Source organism: Streptomyces sp. BB1-1-1, from assembly GCF_031597775.1.
GTDB classification, from domain to species: Bacteria; Actinomycetota; Actinomycetes; order Streptomycetales; family Streptomycetaceae; genus Streptomyces; species Streptomyces thinghirensis.
Genome location: NZ_CP134203.1, coordinates 5,734,250 through 5,754,884, shown reverse-complemented (window position 1 = coordinate 5,754,884; position 20,635 = coordinate 5,734,250). Strand labels below are relative to the sequence as shown.

The following is a 20,635-nucleotide window of genomic DNA, read 5'->3' as shown; positions in this document are numbered from 1 at the left end:
CTGCCGGAGCCAGAGCGGCATCCGGCAAATTTCGCCGCCCGGAGACTTCAGACGCTGAGACACACGGGCGTGCAGCTTGCATAGTAACGGCAGCGACTACACGGCCCAAAAGGCGATCATCATCAGCGACCGCGGTCTCGGTGGTTGGTCGGGGTGGCGGGATTTGAACCCACGGCCTTCCGCTCCCAAAGCGGACGCGCTACCAAGCTGCGCCACACCCCGTCTGGTGCGAGACGTAGGGTACATGCCGCCAGGCGTCGGGGACCGCCGAGTTTCCCGAGCGTCCGTGAAGGTCCGGCGCGGACCGGAAGGGGTGTGCGGCGAGGGGGGACGACCCGCTACGATGCCTTCAGTGCCGCGGTCAGCGATCCGCGGCGCGCGCTGTGCGGGCGTAGCTCAATGGTAGAGCCCTAGTCTTCCAAACTAGCTACGCGGGTTCGATTCCCGTCGCCCGCTCCGAGAGGCCTCCGCCCGGTTCCCCCAGGGGATCGGGCCGGAGGCCTTTGTGCGGCCCCGGGCTAGGGGGTGTCGTTTGGATCAGGCCGGCTCCAGGCAAGGGTGCCTTGCAACCGGCCGACCCCGGCAAGATCCAATCGACACTCCCTAGAACTGGATGGAGTTGAGGGTCTCCGCTATCGAGTCCAGGAAGCGCTGGATGTCGTCGGCCATGCCCGTCGAGGCCAGGAAGAAGCCGAAGAGGACCGCGACGATCGCCGGGCCCGCCTTGATGGAGCCTCCTCGCAGCAGCACCACCAGGATGATTGCCAACAGCAGCACCACTGACAGCGAAATGGCCACAACTGATCACACCCTAGGTCGGTCCGCTCTCCCGGCCCGGAGGTGCAGCCCAGCACACCCCCGCCAGAACCATCGTGCCACCAACCGGGCCCCGCTATGCGGCGGGTGACACATCGTCCGGCCGGTTCTCGGGGCGGCGCGCCTCCCCCGCGCGCGGACGTACCCAGCCATCGCACCCCGTACAGAAATTCGACAGGGCACTCGTGTGGGGAATTCCGGTCACTTCGTTTCGATGCCCACACAATGCGTTCGCAGATATTTCGAATTGTCGCGGGACGCACATCGACGAGCACTTCACAGAGAGTTCACAGAGTCGTCGACGGCCCACGTAAGCGCATTGAAGGGGACATTCCAGCGGAGTCGCCCTCCGGTCTTATGCACTGTTTAGTCACGACGAGTCATGACAAGTGGGGTGCCCAGGGCACCACTTCCGTGCCCGGCGACGCAGCGCGGTGTGGGAGCCGTCACGCGACCGTAGAGGTCGAGTTCCCCGAAATGCCGGGTACTCGCGAGGTACTCAGGAGACGAATGCAGGAATGACGTCGAGGGTTTTACGGAAACACAGGGAGAACGCTAGGGTGCCTCAGATGTTCTACGCTGCCTCGTCCCCCACCAGAGCAGCGAGGTCCTGCTACGACCCGCCGATTTTTTGGCGGGGGGTTGCATGACGAGCTCGCTGCGACCGCACGGCGACCGGAAGTCGCCGTATCGCTCGGACCAGCAGGCGCCGAACCCGCAGGCACCGAACCAGCAGGCACAGCCGAGTCGGCAGCGCGACGCGTTCTTCGACAACGCCAAGTACCTGGCGATCGTGCTGGTCGGTGTGGGTCACGCCTGGGGACAGATCCTGGACGGGAACCGGACCGTCGAGACCCTGTACCGGGTCCTGTACACGTTCCACATGCCGGCGTTCATCATCATCTCCGGCTACTTCTCGCGCAGTTTCGATCTGAGCCCCAAGCGCGTCAAACGGCTGATCACCGGTGTCGCCGTCCCGTACCTGGTCTTCGAGATCGCCTACGCGCTGCACCGCCGCGTCAGCGAGGACCCGGCCAACGACATCAGCCTGCTGGACCCCACGTACCTGCTGTGGTTCCTGTGCGCGCTGTTCGTCTGGCGGCTGACCACCCCCATCTGGCAGACGGTCCGCTGGCCGCTGCCGATCGCGTTGGGCATCGCCGCGCTGGCCTCCGTGACGCCCACGGTCGGCAACGACCTGAACATGCAGCGGGTGCTGCAGTTCCTGCCGTGCTTCGTGCTGGGCCTGGTGCTGCGCCCCGAGCACTTCCAGCTGGTACGGCGCCGCTCGGTGCGGATCGCGTCCGTGCCGGTGGTCGCGGCCGCCGTGGCCGTCGCCTGGTGGTCGGTGCCGCGCATGGAGACCGGCTGGTTCTACCGCAACGCCGCCGTGCAGGACACGGGCGCCCCCTGGTGGACCGGGCCCGTGCTGACGCTCGCCCTCTTCGGCTGCTCGCTGGTGCTGTCCGCGTGCTTCTTCGCCTGGGTGCCGGGCCGGCGCATGTGGTTCACGGCACTCGGCGCGGGCACGATCTACGGCTACCTGGTGCACGGCTTCCTGGTGAAGGAGGGCAGCTACGCCGGCTGGTTCTCCCACCCCGTGCTGGACTCGCCGCTCGGGGAGATCGGGCTCACCGTCCTCGGAGCCGCGGTCATCACCCTGCTGTGCACCAAGCCCGTCCAGCGGGTCCTGCGGTGCGTGGTGGAGCCGAGAATGGAGTGGCTCTTCAAGCGGGATCCGGGCGAGGCCGCCCGGGGCCGCGAGAAGCGGGAGAAGGCGGAGAAGACAGAGGTGCGCGAGGCTCGTGCGCCGAGCGAGGCCGGCGAGAAGGTCTCCGTCTGAAGGTCTCAGTCTGAGGTCTCCGTCTGAAGGCGGCTTTCCGCTTCAGGCGCCCTCGTCCGGATCGACCAGACCGAGAAGTGCGCGCATCCGCGCGTACTTCTCGGTCAGTCGTGTGCGGGTGGCCGTGTCCAGGACCGCGAGCCGCGCCGGGTCGGCGTTGTGCGCCAGGTCCGCCTCCTTGACCAGCGGGGCGCCGGGCGTGGCGAGGATGCGCGCGGCGTACGCCTCGGGCGGCTCCCCGGCCCGCTTGGTGAGGGCGAGGACGATGTCCTTGGTGCGGCGGCTCAGCGCGGCCTCGCGCAGCCATCGCTCGGACAGCGCGTCGTCCTCGACGGCGTCGTGCAGCCAGGCCGCCGCGATCTGCTCGTCGTCCCCGCCGCGCCGCCGCACGCCCTCGGCGACGGCCCGCAGGTGTTCGGCGTACGGTCGCTCCGCCTTGTCGGTCTGTCCGGCGTGGGCGGCGCGGGCGGTGGCCTCGACGTCGGCCAGGGAGAGCGGCTCAGCAGAGGGTGAGGGTGGTGACGGGGTGTGGGACACGCGGCCCAGTGTGTCAGTCCGCCACCGTTGAGGACTGGGCCGTCGGGGTCTGGGCCGTGGCGCCCTCCCGGCAGATCAGCAGGAGCGCCCGGTCGTCGTTGACGTCCTTGGCGACCGCCTCGATCAGGTGCCAGGCGGCGCCGTGGAAGCCGCCCGCGACATAGCGGTCGGCCTCGCCGGTGAGGCGGTCGATGCCCTCGGCGATGTCGCGGTCCGAGGTCTCCACCAGGCCGTCCGTGAACAGCATCAGCACGTCTCCAGGGCGCAGTGCCCCCTTCACCGGGTCGAACTGCGCACCGTCGTACACACCCAGCAGCGGCCCCTCGGCCGTCTTCTCCTCCCAGCGGCCGGTGCCCGCGCTGAGCTGGAGGCCCGGCGGATGTCCGGCGGAGTACAGCTCGTAGTCGCCGGAGTCGAGGTCCAGTACGAGGTGGATGGAGGTGGCGAAGCCCTCGTCCCAGTCCTGGCGGAGCAGGTAGCCGTTGGCGGCCGGCAGGAAGGCGTGCGGGGGCAGGCTGCCCAGCAGTCCGCCGAACGCGCCCGACAGGAGCAGGGCGCGCGAGCCCGCGTCCATGCCCTTGCCGGACACGTCGGTGAGGACCACCTCGAGCGTCCGGCCGCCGTTCGTGCGGGCCGCGACGACGAAGTCGCCGGAGAAGGACTGGCCGCCGGCCGGGCGCAGCGCCATCTCCCGGTGCCAGCCCGGCGGCAGCTTGGGCAGCTTGCTCTGGACCCGGATGCGTTCGCGCAGGTCGAAGAGCATGGTGCCGCCGCGCCGCCAGGGCACGCCGACCCGGCTGCGGAACTGGGCGACCAGCAGTCCGAAGAAGCCGCAGGCCGCGACGACCAGGACCACGCCGGGGGTGACCCGGGAGGGGCCCTCGGTGTACGGGCCCAGTTGCACGGACTCCACGATCAGCGCCGTGGCCGCCGCCGCGTACAGGCCGAGCAGGCTCGCCGGGCGCAGCAGCAGGCCGCCCGCGACGATCGGCAGGACCAGCGCGGCCGGTGAGCACCACACGGAGTTCGCCATCGTGGTGGCGGCGATGACGGGGATCATCAGCAGCAGTCCGGCCAGGGCGATCCAGTCCGAGCCGTCGCCGCGGAAGTAGTCGACGGCGGATCTGCGCATGCCGACGCGGGCCCGGTGCCACTGCTTCTTCCACCGGGCCGTGAACGTGTCGGCTTCCGCGCGCCGCTGTCGTCCTGCTGCCATTAGTTCGGGACCCTATCCATCGGACCGGGCGCTTGGCACGGGAGGTCCTACTTGTCCCCCGTCCGAGGCCCGACTTCACAGTGAACTTCACGAACGGCCGTCGCGCCGCAACCTGGCGGAAATTGTCTCGCCCGGCCCGCGCGGCCCTGGTACGCATGGTCCATGGAACGTTCCAGGGGAAACGGCGACGACGACCTGACGACCGAGCTGCGGGTGCTGCGGCGGGACGAGTGGGACAAGTGGTACGGGACGCTGGTCCGTGCCTTCAGCGGGGTCCCGGAGTCGGCCGAGGAGTTGGCGCTGTTCAACGCCCTGACCGAGGTCGACCGCTCGCTCGGCGTCTGGGAGGGCGACGACTGCGTCGGGACGGCGGGGGCGTTCAGCTTCCGGATGACCGTGCCGGGCGGTGCGGAGGTGGCCGCGGCGGGCGTGACGATGGTGAGCGTCGCCGCCACGCACCGGCGCCGGGGTGTGCTGACGTCGATGATGCGGCGGCAGTTGGACGACGTACGGTCCTGGGGCGAGCCGCTGGCCGTGCTGACGGCCTCCGAGCCGGCGATCTACGGCAGGTTCGGGTACGGCGCCGCGACCTTCCAGATCAACGCGGAGATCGACACGAACCGGGTCCGGCTGTCCGTGCCGGACGGCACGGACGACGTACGGCTTCGGTACGCGGCGCCCGCGGACGTACTCGACGCGTGCGAGGCGGTGTACGCGCGGCTGGTGCCCACGCGGCCCGGGATGCTGGCCCGGCGGCCCGGCTGGGAGCGGCTGGGGCTGCTGGACCCGGAGAGCGAGCGGGAGGGCGCGTCACCGCTGCAGTGCGTCATCGCCCGGCGGGACGGCGAGGTCACGGGGTACGCGCGGTTCCGGGTGCGGCCGGCCTGGGGGAACGAGGGGCCGGGCGGCACGGTGGTCGTGGAGGACCTGGCCGGGCTGGATCCGGCGACCGATGCGGCGCTGTGGCGGTTCCTGTTCGGCATCGATCTGACGTCGGTGCTGACCGCGCGCGGGCGGCCGGTCGACGAGGCGTGGCAGCACCAGGTGTCGGACATCCGGCGGTGCCGGCCGGTGCTGCGGGACGCCTTGTACGTGCGGCTGGTGGACGTGGGGGCCGCGCTGACGGCGCGGACGTATCAGACGCCGGTGGACGTGGTGTTCGAGGTCGAGGACGCCTTCTGCCCGTGGAACGCGGGGCGTTGGCGGCTGACCGGGGACGCGAAGGGGGCGTCCTGCGAGCGGACGTCCGACGCGGCGGATCTGGCGCTGACGGTACGGGAGTTGGGGGCGGCGTACCTCGGCGGCGTGAGTCTGGCCTCGCTGGGCGCGGCCGGGCGGGTGCGGGAGGTGCGGCGGGGCGCGCTGGCGGAGGCGTCGGCGGGGTTCGGGTCGGACGTCGCGCCGTGGTTGCCGCACGGGTTCTGACGGCGGTCGCGTACCAGGGGGTGTCGTTCGGATCAGGCCGGCTCCGGGCAACGGTGCGTTGCGACTGACCCGAGCGGGGTCTGGTGCGTGCAGCTGCAAGACGGAGGAGGGCGACAGGGCGGAGCCCTGGCAACCGACGACAACGCCGCAGATGGGCGTGCCAGACCCCGCGACCCCGGCAGGATCCAAACGACACCCCCTAGGGCTTCCGCTGGCAGGTGGGGCACCAGAAGAGGTTGCGGGCGGCGAGGTCCGCGGTGCGGATCGCGTCGCCGCAGAGGTGGCAGGACTGGTTGGCCCGGCGGTAGACGTAGACCTCGCCGCCGTGGTCGTCGACGCGGGGCGGGCGGCCCATGGCCTCGGGGGTGTGCTCCGGGCGGACGGTGTCGATGCGGTTGTTCCTGACGCCCTCGCGCATGAGGTCGGTGAGGTCGTGCCAGATCGCGTCCCACTCGGTGGGGGTGAGGTCCCGGCCGGGGCGGTACGGGTCGATGCCGTGGCGGAAGAGGACCTCGGCGCGGTAGACGTTGCCGACGCCGGCGATGACCTTCTGGTCCATGAGCAGCGCGGCGATGGTGGAGCGGCTGCGGGAGACCCGGCGGTAGGCCGCCCGCGGGTCGGCGTCCGGGCGCAGGGGGTCGGGGCCGAGGCGGTCGTGTATCGCCTGCTTCTCCGGGTCCGTGATCAGGGCGCAGGTGGTGGGGCCGCGGAGGTCGACGTACGCGGTGTCGTTCGCCAGGCGGAGGCGGACGGTGTCCGTGGGCGGGGGCGCGGGGGTCTTCCCGAAGGTGACCTTGCCGAAGAGGCCGAGGTGGATGTGGACCCACTCGGCGGGCTCGGCGGCGCCGAAGCCGAGGAAGAGGTGTTTGCCGTGGGCCTCGGTGCGGGTGAGGGGGGTGCCGGTGAGCAGGGCGGCGGCGTCGGCGAACTTGCCCTGGGGGCTGGTGACGTGGACTGCCGTCCGGGCGAAGGCGGCGGCGTAGTCCTGGGCCAGCCGGTGGATGGTGTGCCCCTCTGGCACGTTGTAGTCCTTTCCTTGCCCCGGCCCACCGCCCACCCGACTCGGTCGGTCGAGAGGCGGAGAGGCGGGAGGCGGGGCTCCACCCCGGCGCCGCGCGTCACCCTGGCCCCGGGCCGTGCCTTCCCCCGACGCACACGCACCGGGGAAAGGCACCGCCGGAGGCGCCCCGCGCTACTGCTGCGGGTGGTGCGGCGGGACGGGGGGCAGGTCGCCCGTCGTCTCGTAGGACGAGAGCATGTCGATGCGCCGGATGTGGCGCTCGTCGCCGGAGAACGGGGTGGCGAGGAAGGTCTCGACGAACTTCGTCGCCTCCTCCCGCGTGTGCATGCGGGCGCCGACCGCGACGACGTTGGCGTCGTTGTGCTGGCGGCCGAGGGAGGCCGTCTCCTCGCTCCAGGCCAGCGCCGCGCGCACGCCCTTCACCTTGTTCGCCGCGATCTGCTCGCCGTTGCCGGAACCGCCGATCACGATGCCGAGGGCGTCGGGGTCGGCGGCCGTCCGCTCCGCGGCGCGGAGGCAGAAGGGCGGGTAGTCGTCCTGGGCGTCGTAGATGTGCGGGCCGCAGTCGACGGGGTCGTGGCCCGCCGCCTTGAGCCACTCGACGAGGTGGTTCTTGAGTTCGTAGCCCGCATGGTCGGAGCCGAGATACACGCGCATGGGTCGAGTGTGACACGGGGGTCACGGGGCGGCAGCGTCGGGTGTCGGGTCTGAAAAGGGTGAGTGGATCTATGGAAGCTCAGGGAAAGTTCGAGTAAAGATCCGGAATCAAAGGTTCCCGATTTCGTTCACCTCCGTTTCACTGGTCCGGCTCGTACACCGCTCGTACGGGACCTGCTCGACCGGCGCAAAGGAAAACCACCCCATGACTTCGCAGCCGACCCTGACGAAGCCCGAGAACGGGCCCGAACGCCCCGGAGAACCCGGGTCCGGGCTCCAGGCCGGGCTCAAGAACCGCCACCTTTCGATGATCGCCATTGGTGGTGTCATCGGGGCCGGGCTGTTCGTGGGATCGAGTTCGGGAATCGCCACCGCCGGGCCCGGCATCCTTCTCTCGTACGCCCTCGTCGGCACCCTCGTGGTGCTGGTGATGCGGATGCTCGGGGAGATGTCCGCGGCCAACCCGACCTCGGGTTCCTTCTCCGCACACGCCGACCGGGCGCTCGGGCCCTGGGCCGGGTTCTCCATCGGCTGGCTGTACTGGTTCTTCTGGGTCGTGGTGCTGGCGGTGGAGGCGACCGCCGGGGCCAAGATCCTCGAAGGGTGGATACCGGCCGTACCGCAGTGGGGGTGGGCGCTGATCGTGATGGTCGTGCTGACCGCCACCAACCTCGCCTCGGTCGGCTCCTACGGCGAGTTCGAGTTCTGGTTCGCCGGGATCAAGGTCGTCGCGATCGCCGCGTTCATCGTCGTCGGCGGGCTGGCCGTCTTCGGGTTGCTGCCCGGCGTCGACAGCCAGCAGGCGGGGCTGGCCAATCTGACGGAGCACGACGGATTCCTGCCGAACGGGGCGGGGGCGATCCTGACCGGTGTGCTGCTCGTCGTGTTCTCGTTCATGGGCAGTGAGATCCCCACCCTGGCCGCCGGCGAGTCCGAGGACCCGCAGCGGGCCGTCACCAAGGCGACCAACAGCATCATCTGGCGTATCGCCGTCTTCTACCTCGGCTCGATCTTCGTCGTCATCGCGCTGCTGCCCTGGGACTCGCAGTCGATCATCGACCAGGGCTCCTACGTGGCCGCCCTCGACTCGCTCGGCATCGCGAACGCCGGTCAGATCATGAACTTCATCGTCCTGACGTCCGTGCTGTCCTGCCTCAACTCCGGGCTGTACACGGCCTCCCGGATGGCCTTCTCGCTCGGTGAGCGCGGTGACGCGCCGAAGGCGTTCGCCCGGACCACCCGGCGCGGTGTGCCGCGGACGGCGATCCTCGTGTCCGTGGTGTTCGGCTTCGTCGCCGTGTTCTTCAACTACGAGTTCCCCGACTCCGTCTTCCTCTTCCTCGTCAACTCCTCCGGCGCCGTGGCCCTTTTCGTGTGGCTGGTGATCTGCTTCTCGCAGCTGCGGATGCGGAAGATCATCCAGGCGGAGGCGCCGGAGAAGCTGGTGGTGCGGATGTGGCTCTTCCCGTACCTGACCTGGGCGGCGGCCGGCGTCATCGTCTTCGTGCTGGGCTACATGCTGACCGACACCGAGCACAACGGGCGGACGACCGTGCTGCTGTCGCTGCTCGTCGCGGCGCTCGTGCTCGCCGTCGCCTTCGTCAAGCAGAAGGTCGTCGCGCGGAAGGCCGCCGAGGAGAAGGCCGCCGCGCGGTAGTCCTGGCGTACCAGGCCGTCGCCGGGGAGAAAAGCTGACGGCCACTGTCAGGTAATGCGTTCACGATGCCGTTCATGGACTTCGTGAACGAGCACAAGAGCACCGACGGCCCGCTCGTCCTCCGTCCCGGTGACCCGGGACGGAGGACGAGCTCGCCGGTTTCCAGACCGGGTTCGCTCCGCGTCCCGACGCCGTGTTCGCCGCGTCCTCGGCCGCCGACGTGGTCGCCGCCGTGCGGTACGCGGCGCGGCGGGGCCTGCCGGTCCGCGTCCAGGCCACCGGGCACGGGCTGCCCGGGCCGTCCGAGGGCGGGGTCCTGGTCACCACGCGGCGCATGGACGCGGTGAGCGTCGACCCCGTCGCCCGTACCGCCCGGCTCGAGGCCGGCGTGCGCTGGGGGCAGGTGGTCACGGCCGCCGCGCCGCACGGGCTGGCGCCCGTCAACGGTTCCGCGCCGTCGGTCGGCGCCGTGGGTTACGTCCTGGGCGGCGGCCTCGGCATCCTGGCCCGGGAGTTCGGCTACGCGGCCGACCACGTCCGCTCCCTCGACGTCGTCACCGCCGACGGACGGCTCCGGCACGTCACACCGGAGTCGGAGCCCGACCTGTACTGGGCGCTGCTCGGCGGCGGGGGCGGCCTCGGGGTCGTCACCGGGCTGGAGACCGGCCTGGTGCCCGTCGCCTCGCTGTACGGCGGCTCGGTGTCCTTCGACGGGCGCCGGGTCGGCGCGGCGGCCGTACTGCGGGCCTGGGAGGAGTGGACGCGAACCGTTCCCGAGGGGCTGACCTCGTCCTTCGCGGCCGTACCGTACCCGGACCTGCCGGCGCTGCCCGAGGCGTTGCGGGGGCGGTACGTGGTCTCCGTGCGGGTCGCCCACACCGGTGCCGACGGTGACCGGGTCGCCGCCCCGCTGCGGCGGATCGGGCCGACGCTCACCGACTCGCTGCGCCGGATGCCGTACACCGAGAGCCACACCGTCCACAGCGATCCGGACGTCCCGCACGCCTACTACGGGGAGGGCGCGGTGCTGCGCGAGCTGGACCTCGCCGGGGCCGGGGAGCTGCTCGCCCGTACCGGGCCGGACGCGGGCGGCGCCATGTGCGTCGTGCAGGTCAACCAGCTGGGCGGGGCGCTCGCCGCGAGCGGCGCGCCGAACTCGGTGCCGCACCGCGACGGGCGGTTCCTGGTGCGCCTGCTGGCCGTGGGAGACCGGGCGGCGGCCCGGGAGCGGCTGGACTCCGCCTTCGCGCCGCTCGGCCCGGTGACGATCGGGCGCGCGCACAACTTCGCCTTCGGCGCGGGAGACCGCACGGACGGCCTGTGGGACGCGGAGACGCGAAAGAGGCTCGCCCTGATCAGGTCGCGGTACGACCCGGCGAGCCTCTTCGGCGGGAACTGAGGCGGTACTGCGGTACTGCGGTACTGCGGTACTACCGCTTGTCGGCCAGCTTCCAGGCGGTGGGCAGCACGCCCATCGCCAGGGCGGCCTTCAGCGCGTCCCCGATCAGGAACGGGGTGAGTCCGGCCGCGATCGCCGCGGTGAGGGACATGTCGGCGGCGAGGGCCAGGTACGGGACGCCGACGGCGTAGATGATCGCCTCGCCGAGCAGCATCGTGCCGGCCGTGCGGAGCATCGAGCGGTCGGCGCCGCGGCGGGCCAGGGCACCCACGACGGTGGCGGCGAGCAGCATGCCGAAGACGTAGCCGAGGGACGGGGCGCCGGTGCCGGAGCCGCCCTCCGCGAACCACGGCACACCCGCCATGCCGACCAGCGCGTACAGCGCGAGCGAGAGCAGGCCGCGGCGGGCGCCGAGCGAGGTGCCGACGAGCAGCGCCGCGAAGGTCTGGCCGGTCACCGGCACCGGGGAGCCCGGCACGGGCACCGCGATCTGGGCCGCGACGCCGGTGAGCACGGCACCGCCGGCGACGAGCGCGACGTCCCGGACACGGGAGGAGGGGAGGAGGTCGGCGAGGACCTGCCCGGATCGGGCGGGGACGGCAGCGGTGCTCATGGGGACTCCGCGGTGGTGTGGACATGTCGGGACACCGCGACGCTATCCCAGCGGATCGGGCCCGATCACCAGCAGCGCTCGACAAAGGCCTGATCGGCAGCTTGGTGGGCTCCCGACAAAGACGGCGGGATACACGTGATTCCGCGTGACACCGGTCACCGAGGAGGGGAGGTGAGCATCACCCGGAAGCGGAACGGCGCATTCGGACGATCACGTTCCGTATCGGCATCGTCCGCATCGTGGGCAACCGCTGTCGCCGACCGGCGCGAGACCGGAGACTGTGGGCGTTTTTGCCCTGCCCCCGCCCCCCACGCATTGGACGAGCCGCCCCCATGTCCAACAGCACCACCACCGAGGCGCCGCCCGAGTCGGACGACGCCGCCCTCTCCCACGGCCTCAAGCAGCGCCATCTGTCGATGATCGCCCTCGGCGGGGTGATCGGCGCCGGGCTGTTCGTCGGCTCCGGGGCCGGCATCGCCGCCGCCGGGCCGTCGATCGTCGTCGCCTACACCCTCTCCGGCCTCCTCGTGATGCTGGTGATGCGGATGCTGGGCGAGATGTCGGCCGCGTATCCGTCGTCGGGTTCCTTCTCCGCGCACGCCGAGCGGGCGATCGGCCCCTGGGCCGGCTTCACCGCGGGCTGGGCGTTCTGGGTGCTGCTGTGCACGGCCGTCGGCCTGGAGGGCATCGGCGCGGCGGCGATCGTGCACGGCTGGCTGCCGGGCACGCCCGAGTGGGTGTGGGTCGCGCTGTTCATGGTGGTGTTCTGCGGGACGAACCTGGCCGCCGTGAAGAACTTCGGCGAGTTCGAGTTCTGGTTCGCCGCCCTCAAGGTCGGCGCCATCTCGCTGTTCCTGGTGCTGGGCGGGCTGGCGATCGCCGGGGTCCTGCCGGGCACCGACTCCCCCGGCACCTCGCACCTGAGCGACTTCCTGCCGAACGGCGGCAACGGCCTGATCATCGGCCTGCTCGCGTCGGTGTTCGCCTACGGCGGCCTGGAGACGGTGACCATCGCGGCGGCCGAGTCGGAGAACCCGGTCAAGGGCGTGGCGAGCGCCGTGCGGACGGCGATGTGGCGGATCGCGCTGTTCTACATCGGCTCGATGGCGGTCATCGTCACCCTGGTGCCGTGGGACTCCAAGGAGGTCGTGGAGAAGGGCCCGTACGTCGCCGCCCTCGACGAACTCGGCATTCCCGGCGCCGGTCAGCTCATGAACGTCGTCGTGCTCGTCGCGCTCCTGAGCGCGATGAACGCCAACATCTACGGCGCCTCCCGCATCGGCTACTCGCTGGTCGAGCGCGGCCAGGGACCGAAGGCGCTGGGCCGGGTGTCGGGCGGGGTGCCGCGGATCGCGGTGCTCGTCTCCTCCCTCTTCGGCTTCGGCTGCGTGCTGCTCAGCTACTGGCGGCCGGACGACGTCTTCTCCTGGCTGCTGAACATGATCGGCGCCGTCATCCTGGTCGTCTGGATCTTCATCGCCGCCTCCCAGTTGCGGCTGCGCCGCCGGCTGGAGCGGGAGGCGCCCGAGAAGCTGGTCGTGCGCATGTGGGGCTTCCCGTACCTGACCTGGGTGGCGCTGGCGGGCATGGGCACGGTGTTCGTGCTGATGGCCCGGGAGCCGGACACGCGGGTGCAGCTGTACTCGACGGGCGCGATGACGCTGGTCCTGGCGGCCGTCGGCTACGCGTGGCAGCGGCGACGGGTGCGCGGCTAGCCACCGCCCCTCAGCTCTTCGAGGGCCCCCGCACGGAGACGGATCCGTGCGGGGGCCCTTTCGCGTGCCACGGCACGCCCGACCCTCCCTCGCACCCGAGAGTGCCTCTTGCTGCTAGCGTGCACTTGCAAGCCTTTTGCAATAAGAGGTCGGAGGGGATCCGCCATGTCCGTCTACACACTTCCTGAACTGCCGTACGACTACTCCGCGCTGGCCCCCGTGATCAGCCCCGAGATCATCGAGCTGCACCACGACAAGCACCACGCGGCCTATGTGAAGGGCGCCAACGACACGCTGGAGCAGCTCGCCGAGGCGCGCGACAAGGAGACGTGGGGATCGATCAACGGCCTGGAGAAGAACCTGGCCTTCCACCTCTCCGGGCACATCCTGCACTCGATCTACTGGCACAACATGACCGGTGACGGGGGCGGCGAGCCGCTGGAGGCGGACGGCGTGGGCGAGCTGGCCGACGCGATCGCCGAGTCGTTCGGCTCTTTCGCGGGCTTCAAGGCGCAGCTCACCAAGGCCGCCGCGACCACGCAGGGCTCCGGCTGGGGCGTGCTGGCGTACGAGCCGCTGAGCGGTCGCCTCATCGTCGAGCAGGTCTACGACCACCAGGGCAACGTCGGCCAGGGCGCCACGCCGATCCTGGTCTTCGACGCCTGGGAGCACGCCTTCTACCTCCAGTACAAGAACCAGAAGGTCGACTTCATCGACGCCATGTGGGCCGTCGTCAACTGGCAGGACGTGGCGAAGCGCTACGAGGCCGCGAAGTCCCGCGCGGACGTGCTGCTGCTGGCGCCCTGACGCGCCCGTGAGACGTCCTGCCTCGTGATCGTCTTCTCACCCTTCACGGCGGCAGGCGGAATGAGGGAGGCCCCCGCGAGGACGTGACTCGCGGGGGCTTTCTGTGTGCGGGCCGGTCAGGGTTTGCGGGCGAGGCCGCCGTGCTGCCCGATCGGCTGCGGCGTCCCCTCGCCGTCCGGGCGCCACAGCGGCACCGACACCACGCCCGGCTCCACCGGTTCGAGCCCCTCGAAGTACGCCTCGATCTGCTCGACCGGCCGCAGGAAGTACGGGACCGCGCCGGTCTCGTTGTAGGCGTCCTGGGCCGCCTCGTAGGCCGGGTCCGTGCCGCGCGAGCCGTCGTTGACGCACAGGTGGCTGCCCGAGGGCAGGCCCGCCATCAGTCGGCCGACCAGGTCGCGGGCCACGGCGTGGTCGGCGACGTGGCCGAGGATGCCGCTGAGGACGAGCGCCGTGGGTCGGCTCAGGTCGAGGGTCCGGCTCGCCGCCTCGAGGATCCGCTCGGGCTCGTACAGGCTCATGTCCTCGTACGCCGTCGCGCCCTCGGCGCTGGAGGTGAGCAGGGCGCGGGCGTGGGCGAGGACCAGCGGGTCGTTGTCGACGTAGACGATCCGCGCCTCGGGGGCGTGCCGCTGGGCGACCTCGTGGGTGTTGTCGACGGTCGGCAGCCCGGTGCCGACGTCCAGGAACTGGCGTACCCCCGCCTCCAGCACCAGGTACCGGATGCCGCGGCCGAGGAAGGCGCGGCTGCTGCGGGCGATGGTGACGATGCCGGGGAAGACGGCGGTGTAGGCGTCGCCGGCCGCCTCGTCCACGGGGTAGTTGTCCTTGCCGCCCAGCCAGTAGTTCCAGATCCGGGCCGAGTGCGGCACAGAGGTGTCGATCTCCGTCATGGGGTGGGACTCGCCTCCAGGGTCGGTGTTCGACACATGGTCCTATGCCGGGACGGGCGGGCGCGGCACGACGGCGACGACGGCGGCCTCCCGCCGGGAGATCCGGCAGGAGGCCGCCGCGGTGCTCCCTACAGGTTGCTGAAGTCCGGGCCCTTGGTGCGGGTGCGCTTGATCTCGTAGAAGCCGGGGACCGAGGCGACCGCGAGGGTGCCGTCCCAGAGCCTGGCGGCGTCCTCGCCCTTGGGGGCCGGGGTGACGACCGGGCCGAAGAAGGCGAGCTGCTCGCCGTCGGCGCCGGGGACGGCGATGACCGGGGTGCCGACCTCCTGGCCGACCTTGTCGATGCCCTCCTTGTGGGAGGCGCGCAGCTGGGGCTCGTACGGGGTGGAGTCCCAGTGGTCCATGAGGGACTCGGGCAGGCCCACGTCCTTCAGGGCGGCGGCGACCGTCTCCTTCTCCGGGCCCTCGCCCTGGTTGTGGAAGCGGGTGCCGAGCGCCGTGTAGAGGTCGCCGAGCACCTCGGTGCCGTGCTCCTCCTGGGCGGCGATGACGATCCGGACCGGCCCCCAGGCCTTGGTCTCCAGCAGCTCGCGGTACTCCTCGGGCAGCTCGTCCAGCTTGTCCTCGTTGAGGACGGCGAGGCTCATCAGATGCCAGCGGACCTCGATGTCCCGGACCTTCTCCACCTCCAGGACCCAGCGGGAGGTCATCCAGGCCCAGGGGCACAGCGGGTCGAACCAGAAGTCGACGGGCGTCTTCTCCGACATGTCTCTCCTCATGAGGCGCAACCGAGCGTTTCTCCAGGCAACCCGCCCACCGCTCCGGCCATTCCCGGCCCGCCCGGCCATTCCCGGCTGCCGCGCGTCAGGGCCGCATGGCAGGATCGGTGCTGTCCGCATACTGAACACCACCCGAGGGAGTGCCGCCCGTGCCCGGTGAGAATCTGTCCCGCGACGAGGCCCGGGAGCGGGCCGCCCTGCTCTCCGTAGACGGGTACGAGGTGTCCCTCGACGTGCGCTCGGCCACCGGCGCGGCGCAGGGGGACGGTCCGCGCACCTTCCGGTCCGTCACCACGGTCCGCTTCCGCTGCAACGAGCCCGGCGCGAGCAGCTTCGCCGACCTGATCGCACCGAGCGTCACCGCGGTCTCCCTCAACGGCCGCGACCTCGACCCGAGCGAGGTCTTCGACGGCTCCCGGATCGCCCTGGAGGACCTGGCCGCCGACAACGAGCTGGTCGTCGACGCCCAGTGCGCCTACTCCCGCACCGGTGAGGGCCTGCACCGCTTCGTCGACCCCGAGGACGGCGAGGTCTACCTCTACACCCAGTACGAGCCGGCCGACTCCCGCCGGGTCTTCGCCAACTTCGAGCAGCCGGACCTGAAGGCGCCCTTCCGCTTCGAGGTGCGGGCGCCCGAGGAGTGGACGGTGTGGAGCAACGGCGCCGGCGAACGCGCCGACGGCGTCTGGCGGTTCGCGGAGACGAAGCCGATCTCGACGTACATCACGTGCGTCGTCGCCGGCCCCTACCACTACGTGACGGACTCCTACGAGCGCGTCTTCGAGGACGGTACGCGGCTGGAGATCCCGCTCGGCGCCCTGTGCCGCAAGGGCCTGGCACCGCACTTCGACGCCGACGACGTCTTCCTGGTCACCAAGCAGGGCCTGGACTTCTTCCACGACCACTTCGACTACCCGTACCCCTTCGGGAAGTACGACCAGGCGTTCGTGCCCGAGTACAACCTCGGCGCGATGGAGAACCCGGGACTGGTCACCTTCCGGGAGGAGTTCATCTTCCGGGGCAAGGTGACGCGGGCGTCCTACGAGGGCCGCGCCAACGTCGTCCTGCACGAGATGGCGCACATGTGGTTCGGCGACCTGGTCACCATGGAGTGGTGGGACGACCTGTGGCTGAAGGAGTCGTTCGCCGACTTCATGGGCACGTTCGGGAACGTCGGCGCGACCCGCTTCAAGGACGCCTGGATCACGTTCGCCAACCGCCGCAAGGCCTGGGCGTACCGCGCGGACCAGCTGCCGTCCACCCACCCGATCACGGCCGACATCCGTGACCTGGAGGACGCCAAGCTCAACTTCGACGGCATCACCTATGCCAAGGGCGCCTCCGTGCTCAAGCAGCTCGTGGCGTACGTCGGCCAGGACGCGTTCCTGGAGGGCGCCCGGCGCTACTTCAAGCGGCACGCGTACGGCAACACGCGCCTCGGTGACCTGCTGTCGGTGCTGGAGGAGACCAGCGGACGGGACATGAGCGCCTGGGCGCGGTCCTGGCTCCAGACGGCCGGCGTCAACTCCCTCACCCCGCAGGTGCTGCTGAGCGCCGAGGGCCGCGTCGACGAGCTGGCCGTGCTGCAGGAGGCAGCGGAGTCGCACCCCGAGCTGCGCCCGCACCGCGTCGCGGTGGGCCTGTACCGGCGTACGGGCGAGGGCGCCCTGGAGCGGTACGCGCGCGCCGAGGTGGACGTGGAGGGGCCGCGCACGGTGGTGGCGGAGCTGGCCGGCGCGGAGGCGCCCGAGCTGGTGCTCGTCAACGACGACGACCTGACGTACTGCAAGACGCGCTTCGACGCGACCTCGCTGGCGACGCTGCGCGACCATCTGGGCGCCCTGACCGACCCGCTGGCCCGTGCCCTGTGCTGGTCGGCGCTGTGGAACATGACCCGGGACGCGCTGCTCCCGGCGCGGGACTTCGTCGGCCTGGTGCTGCGCTTCGCGGGACGCGAGTCCGACATCGGCGTCCTCCAGATGCTGCACGCCTGGGCGAACTCGGCGCTGACGCACTACGCGGCCCCCGACTGGCGTCAGACCGGCGCCCGGCTGCTCGGCGAGGGCGCGCTGCGGGAGCTGCGGGACGCGGCGCCGGGCGGCGAGCCGCAGCTGGCGTGGGCGCGTTTCCTCGCGGCGGTGGCGTCCGGCGAGAGCGAACTGCGGCTGCTGCGCGGGCTGCTGGAGGGTACGGAGAAGATCGAGGGCCTGGACGTGGACCAGGAGCTGCGCTGGGCGTTCCTGGCGCCGCTCGCCGCGCACGGCGACGCCGACGAGGGCGTGCTGGCCGCGGAACTGGCCCGCGACGACACGGCCTCCGGCAAGCGCCACCAGGTCCGCTGCCTGGCGGCCCGTCCGTCGGCGGCGGTGAAGGCGCAGGCCTGGGCGCAGGTCGTGGAGTCGGACGCGCTGTCGAACGCCCTGGTGGAGGCGACCATCGCGGGCTTCGCGCAGGCCTCGCAGCGGGAGCTGATCGCGCCGTACGCGGAGAAGTACTTCGCGGCGATCGAGCGGGTGTGGGCCGAGCGGTCCATCCAGATCGGGATGGACGTGGTCCGGGGCCTGTTCCCGTCCCTGCGGGACTCCCAGGACACCCTCGACGCGACGGACGCGTGGCTGTCCGCGCACGAGGGCGCCGCGCCCGCGCTGCGCCGGCTGGTGCTGGAGGCGCGGGACGACCTGGCGCGGGCGCTGCGGGGCCAGGCGTGCGACGCGGCGGCGGGCCGCTGATCACACTGACCTCTGGCCAATGATTGGGCGTTCCGTCATCGTTACGGAATTCAGTCAACAGCAGCCGTAACCCCTGGGCCGCACTGCGACGGACCAGGGGTTTTCGGCATCCGAACACCCGTCCTTTAGGGCGGGCTTGTCCGGATTCGGCGATGAGCGTGTAACAGCGGTTAAGGGGCGGTTCGGGCGCGGGAAACCCCCGGTCATGACGCACAACACCCCGCTCTCCCCCCGCCCGCTCCACCACCTGGCCAACGGCCGGTGCCGGCTGATGACGGCCGCCCAGCTGCGGGCGCACGGTGTCTCCGCCGCCGAGACCAACGAGCAGTGCCGGCCCGGCGGGCCCTGGCAGCAGCTTCTCCCCAACGTCGTCCTGCTCCACCCGGGCCCGCCGACCAGCGAGGAGCGCCTGCACGCGGTGCTGCTGTACGCGGCGCGGGAGCGGACCGCCGGCGCGAACGGCGGTGCGCCCGCCGGTGTCACCGCCTCCGTGCCGGTCCAGCCGGGCGGGGAGGAGACCCCCGCGCCCGCCTACGCCGAGGCGATGATCACGGGGCTGGCCGCGCTGACGCTGCACGGCTTGTCCGCCGCTCCCCCGCTGCCGTCCCTCGACGCCATCGACGTCCTGGTCCCGAGGCTGCGCCGGCTGCGTACGACGGGCTGCGCGCGGATCGTCCGCACGACCGCGCTGCCCACCCCCATGCAGGTCACCGGGGTTCCGGTGGCGCCGGTGGCGCGGGCCCTGGCCGACGCGGTGGCGGAGCTGACGGACGCGGGCGTCGTCCGCCGGCTGCTGACGGAGGCGGTGCGCGGCGGGCACTGCGAACCGGCCTCGGTGGTGCGGGAGCTGAACCGGGCCCGGCTGCTCAGCCGCCCGCACGTGGTGGACGCGGTGGACTCGCTGGTCGCGGAGGGACGGGCGCTGGCCGAGCAGCGCCTGTACCGGATGGTGCGCGAACACGGCCTGCCGGAACCGCTCTGGAACGTCGACCTGCGCCTGCCCGGCGGCCCCCACCTCGGCGGCGTCGACGCCTTCTGGCCCGAGCACTCGGTGGCGCTGGAGCTGGACACCCGCGCCCACCGGCAGCAGGAGGACGACGCGGTCTGGGCGGAATACGCCCGCAAGCGCGAGCACTTGGAACGACTGGGCATCACGGTCGTGCACCTCACGCCGCGCAAGCTGCGGGACAGCCCGGAACACCAGGCGGCCGTCGTCCGTACGGCGTTGATGGCGGCCGGGGACCGGGAACCCGCTGCCTATGTCGTGGTGCTGCCCCAGTAGTGACGGACCGGGGCGGTCACCAGGAGGGGAGAGGAGGGGCCACCGGGGCCACCGCTGCGCCGGTGGCCCCTCCTCGTGCGTGGCGTGCCTCGTGCGTGGCGCGCTACTCGGCGCAGAACTCCGCCTCGATCACCGCCTCGCTGTCGCCCGCCCAGTCGCCGTTGAAGTTGAAGGCGAGCGCGTGCCGGCCGTCCTTCGTCACCACCGCCTCCGACGAGGAGCCGTGGATGCCACCGCCGTGGCCCCAGACGGTCACCCCGCAGCCGAGTTCCCGCTTCATCAGGCCGAGGCCGTAGGCGGCGCCCTTCTCCACCGGGACCGTGGTCGTCATCTCGGCCAGCTGCTCCGCGGGCAGCAGCCTGCCGCGGAGCAGGGCGGTGTAGAAGCGGTTCAGGTCGGTGGAGCTGGAGATCATCTCGCCCGCCGAACCGGCGATGGACGGGTTGAGCCGTGTGACGTCGTAGGTCGGGCCCGTGGCCGTCGGGGCCAGCTTGGAGTACGCGCGGCTGCTGGGCCGCGGCATGCCGGCCCGGGTGCCCGGGACCGACGTGGCGCGCAGCTTCAGCGGCTCGATGACGCGACGCCGCACCTCGTCGCCGTACGGGCGGCCGGTGGCCTCCTCGATCACCATGCCGGCCAGGACGTAGTTGGTGTTGGAGTAGTTCCAGGAGGCGCCCGGCGCGAAGTCCGGCTCGTGGGCCATGGCGACCCCGACCAGTTCCCGCGGTGTCACCGTGTCGTAGCGGTGCTCGAGGAAGCCGTCCTTGGCGAAGTGGGTGCGGGCGAACTCCTCGTCGGCCGTGTAGTTGTAGACGCCGCTGGTGTGGTTGAGGAGTTGGCGCAATGTGATGCGGCCGCCGTCGTGGCCGTTGCCCTCGACCACGCCCGGCAGCCACTCGTCCACCGTGTCGTCCAGCGAGAGCCGGCCCTCGGCCTCCAACTGGAGCAGGACGGTGGCCACGAAGGTCTTGGTGATGCTGCCGACCCGGTAGCGGTCCCGCTCCGAACGCGGCTCGCCGGTCTTGAGGTCGCCCACCCCGGCGGTCTCGGACCACGTCCGGTGTCCGTTCCGGGCGGTCGCGGTCACGCCGGGCACGCCGTCCTCGACCGCGGCCTCCACGGCGCGGCGGGTCGCGTCGTGGCCGCCGGTGGCGGGCGCCGCCACGGCGGGACCCGCCACGGCCAGCGACAGTGCCACGGCGGTGGCCGCCACCAGGGTGGTTCGTACGCGTGCGGTCATGTCTTC

The 20,635-nt window shown here is 71.4% G+C and carries 16 protein-coding genes, 2 tRNA genes and 1 pseudogene; 9 read left to right on the top strand and 10 right to left on the bottom strand.

The window, feature by feature from the left end:
- Positions 1–145 precede the first annotated feature (145 nt).
- A tRNA-Pro gene (locus RI578_RS26415) sits at positions 146–222 on the bottom strand.
- 163 nt (positions 223–385) lie between these two features.
- Here RI578_RS26415 and RI578_RS26410 point away from each other — a divergent pair.
- A tRNA-Gly gene (locus tag RI578_RS26410) sits at positions 386–456 on the top strand.
- 147 nt (positions 457–603) lie between these two features.
- Here RI578_RS26410 and RI578_RS26405 read toward each other — a convergent pair.
- On the bottom strand, positions 604–798 hold the full coding sequence (locus RI578_RS26405) for a hypothetical protein (protein WP_055416925.1): 195 nt from the start codon (positions 796–798) through the stop codon (positions 604–606).
- Positions 799–1,462: 664 nt separating this feature from the next.
- Here RI578_RS26405 and RI578_RS26400 point away from each other — a divergent pair.
- Positions 1,463–2,659 carry an acyltransferase family protein gene (locus tag RI578_RS26400; protein ID WP_310873400.1) on the top strand — a complete coding sequence of 399 codons (1,197 nt, stop codon included), beginning with the start codon at positions 1,463–1,465 and terminating at the stop codon, positions 2,657–2,659.
- 42 nt (positions 2,660–2,701) lie between these two features.
- On the opposite strand, the gene RI578_RS26395 is transcribed toward RI578_RS26400, so the two are convergent.
- Together RI578_RS26395 and RI578_RS26390 are read right to left on the bottom strand one after the other, a co-directional pair.
- On the bottom strand, positions 2,702–3,196 hold the full coding sequence (locus RI578_RS26395; RefSeq protein WP_310873399.1) for an HD domain-containing protein: 495 nt from the start codon (positions 3,194–3,196) through the stop codon (positions 2,702–2,704).
- Between the two features lie 13 nt (positions 3,197–3,209).
- Entirely contained in the window at positions 3,210–4,412 is a 1,203-nt protein-coding gene (locus RI578_RS26390) for a PP2C family protein-serine/threonine phosphatase (RefSeq protein WP_310873398.1), read from the bottom strand.
- Between the two features lie 162 nt (positions 4,413–4,574).
- Here RI578_RS26390 and RI578_RS26385 point away from each other — a divergent pair, with 162 nt between their 5' ends.
- Entirely contained in the window at positions 4,575–5,837 is a 1,263-nt protein-coding gene (locus RI578_RS26385; RefSeq protein WP_310873397.1) for a GNAT family N-acetyltransferase, read from the top strand.
- A gap of 199 nt (positions 5,838–6,036) precedes the next feature.
- Here RI578_RS26385 and RI578_RS26380 read toward each other — a convergent pair whose 3' ends face one another.
- Both RI578_RS26380 and RI578_RS26375 read right to left on the bottom strand, forming a co-directional pair.
- Positions 6,037–6,858, bottom strand: a complete 822-nt coding sequence (locus tag RI578_RS26380; protein ID WP_310873396.1) for a DNA-formamidopyrimidine glycosylase family protein — start codon at positions 6,856–6,858, stop codon at positions 6,037–6,039.
- Positions 6,859–7,029: 171 nt separating this feature from the next.
- A complete protein-coding gene (locus RI578_RS26375) occupies positions 7,030–7,515 on the bottom strand; it encodes a ribose-5-phosphate isomerase (protein WP_210962079.1) in 486 nt (161 codons plus the stop codon).
- Between the two features lie 205 nt (positions 7,516–7,720).
- Here RI578_RS26375 and RI578_RS26370 point away from each other — a divergent pair, with 205 nt between their 5' ends.
- Together RI578_RS26370 and RI578_RS26365 are read left to right on the top strand one after the other, a co-directional pair.
- Complete coding sequence (locus tag RI578_RS26370) at positions 7,721–9,172, top strand: amino acid permease (protein WP_310873395.1); 1,452 nt, start codon at positions 7,721–7,723, stop codon at positions 9,170–9,172.
- A gap of 74 nt (positions 9,173–9,246) precedes the next feature.
- Positions 9,247–10,571, top strand: a pseudogene (locus tag RI578_RS26365) (FAD-binding oxidoreductase).
- 31 nt (positions 10,572–10,602) lie between these two features.
- Here RI578_RS26365 and RI578_RS26360 read toward each other — a convergent pair.
- Positions 10,603–11,184, bottom strand: a complete 582-nt coding sequence (locus RI578_RS26360; protein ID WP_310873393.1) for a biotin transporter BioY — start codon at positions 11,182–11,184, stop codon at positions 10,603–10,605.
- Between the two features lie 332 nt (positions 11,185–11,516).
- Here RI578_RS26360 and RI578_RS26355 point away from each other — a divergent pair, with 332 nt between their 5' ends.
- Positions 11,517–12,899, top strand: a complete 1,383-nt coding sequence (locus tag RI578_RS26355) for an amino acid permease (protein WP_310873392.1) — start codon at positions 11,517–11,519, stop codon at positions 12,897–12,899.
- Positions 12,900–13,064: 165 nt separating this feature from the next.
- The gene (locus RI578_RS26350; protein ID WP_310873391.1) at positions 13,065–13,706 is read left to right on the top strand and encodes a superoxide dismutase; all 642 of its coding nucleotides are present in this window, start codon (positions 13,065–13,067) and stop codon (positions 13,704–13,706) included.
- Between the two features lie 116 nt (positions 13,707–13,822).
- On the opposite strand, the gene RI578_RS26345 is transcribed toward RI578_RS26350, so the two are convergent.
- Both RI578_RS26345 and RI578_RS26340 read right to left on the bottom strand, forming a co-directional pair.
- The gene (locus RI578_RS26345; RefSeq protein ID WP_310873390.1) at positions 13,823–14,599 is read right to left on the bottom strand and encodes an SAM-dependent methyltransferase; all 777 of its coding nucleotides are present in this window, start codon (positions 14,597–14,599) and stop codon (positions 13,823–13,825) included.
- A gap of 128 nt (positions 14,600–14,727) precedes the next feature.
- Positions 14,728–15,366, bottom strand: coding sequence for a DsbA family protein (locus tag RI578_RS26340; protein WP_310873389.1), 639 nt, complete (start codon positions 15,364–15,366; stop codon positions 14,728–14,730).
- A 161-nt stretch (positions 15,367–15,527) separates the two neighbouring features.
- Between RI578_RS26340 and pepN the strand changes: the two genes are divergently transcribed.
- Together pepN and RI578_RS26330 are read left to right on the top strand one after the other, a co-directional pair.
- On the top strand, positions 15,528–18,107 hold the full coding sequence (gene pepN / locus RI578_RS26335) for an aminopeptidase N (RefSeq protein WP_310873388.1): 2,580 nt from the start codon (positions 15,528–15,530) through the stop codon (positions 18,105–18,107).
- 205 nt (positions 18,108–18,312) lie between these two features.
- Positions 18,313–19,389, top strand: coding sequence for a hypothetical protein (locus tag RI578_RS26330; RefSeq protein ID WP_310873387.1), 1,077 nt, complete (start codon positions 18,313–18,315; stop codon positions 19,387–19,389).
- 103 nt (positions 19,390–19,492) lie between these two features.
- On the opposite strand, the gene RI578_RS26325 is transcribed toward RI578_RS26330, so the two are convergent.
- Positions 19,493–20,629: a serine hydrolase domain-containing protein gene (locus RI578_RS26325; protein ID WP_310873386.1), complete on the bottom strand. Its 1,137-nt coding sequence runs from the start codon at positions 20,627–20,629 to the stop codon at positions 19,493–19,495.
- Positions 20,630–20,635: the final 6 nt, after the last annotated feature.